This window comes from Streptomyces sp. MB09-02B (assembly GCF_033794485.1).
In the GTDB taxonomy this organism is placed as follows: domain Bacteria; phylum Actinomycetota; class Actinomycetes; order Streptomycetales; family Streptomycetaceae; genus Streptomyces.
The window spans coordinates 1-1,075 of the sequence record NZ_JARGEE010000902.1 but is presented as its reverse complement, the minus strand read 5'-3'; the positions used below and the strand labels follow the sequence as shown (position 1 = coordinate 1,075).

The window sequence follows — 1,075 nt, the reverse complement described above, 5'->3', positions numbered from 1 at the left end:
CCACTCCGCCGGTCCCGCAGCCGCCCGTGCAGCAGCAGCCCCCGCCGCAGCACCAGCAGGCCCCGGACCCGCAGCGCCCCGGGCCGGCCCGCATCGACCAGGTGCGCGCCGAGCTGGACGAGCTCAGTGACTACCTCCGCAACCACGAGGGAGACAGGTGACCCAGGGGCAGGGCACCGGACGCCTGATCACCGGCCGCTACGAACTGTCCACGCTCATCGGACAGGGCGGCATGGGCCAGGTGTGGACGGCCTACGACCAGCGCCTCGACCGGCGGGTGGCGGTGAAGCTGCTGCGCCCGGACAAGGTCGCGGGCCAGGAGGCCGACGAACTGCGCCGCCGCTTCGTGCGCGAGTGCCGCGTCACGGCCCAGGTCGACCACCCCGGCCTGGTGACCGTGCACGACGCGGGCAGCGAGGGCGAGGAGCTGTTCCTCGTCATGCAGTACGTCGACGGGGCCGACCTCGCCGACCACCTCGCCGAGCACGACCCGTACCCGTGGCAGTGGACCGTCTCGGTCGCCGCCCAGCTGTGCGCCGTGCTCTCCGCCGTGCACGCGGTGCCGATCATCCACCGCGACCTCAAGCCGCGGAACGTCATGGTCAAGCAGGACGGCACGGTCACCGTGCTCGACCTCGGCGTCGCCTCCGTCATGGACACCGACACCACCCGCCTCACCCACACCGGTTCACCGATCGGCAGCCCCGCCTACATGGCCCCCGAACAGGCCATGGGCGGCGCGGTCGGCCCCTACACCGACCTGTACGCCCTCGGTGTGCTGATCCACGAACTGCTCAGCGGGAACGTCCCGTTCACCGGCTCAACGGCCCTCGGCGTCCTGCACCGCCACCTCTACGAGCCGCCGGTCCCCGTCCGCCGCATCCGCCCCGAGGTCCCCGAGAACCTGGAGACCCTGGTCCTCCGGCTGCTCTCCAAGGACCCGCAGCACCGCCCGTCCTCCGCCCAGGAGACGTACGAACAGCTCCTCCCGCTGCTCCCCGCGCGCGGGATGCCCACCGGCTCCCCGCTCGACCCCACGCGCCCCTTCCTGCGCCCGCACGCCCCCTGGCCGGAC

General features: G+C 73.1%; 1 protein-coding gene. It reads left to right on the top strand.

Going from position 1 to position 1,075, the window contains the following annotated elements:
* Positions 1 to 205 precede the first annotated feature (205 nt).
* Positions 206 to 1,075: serine/threonine-protein kinase (locus P1P70_RS44980; protein WP_319248313.1), on the top strand; the 870-nt coding region annotated here is incomplete at its 3' end.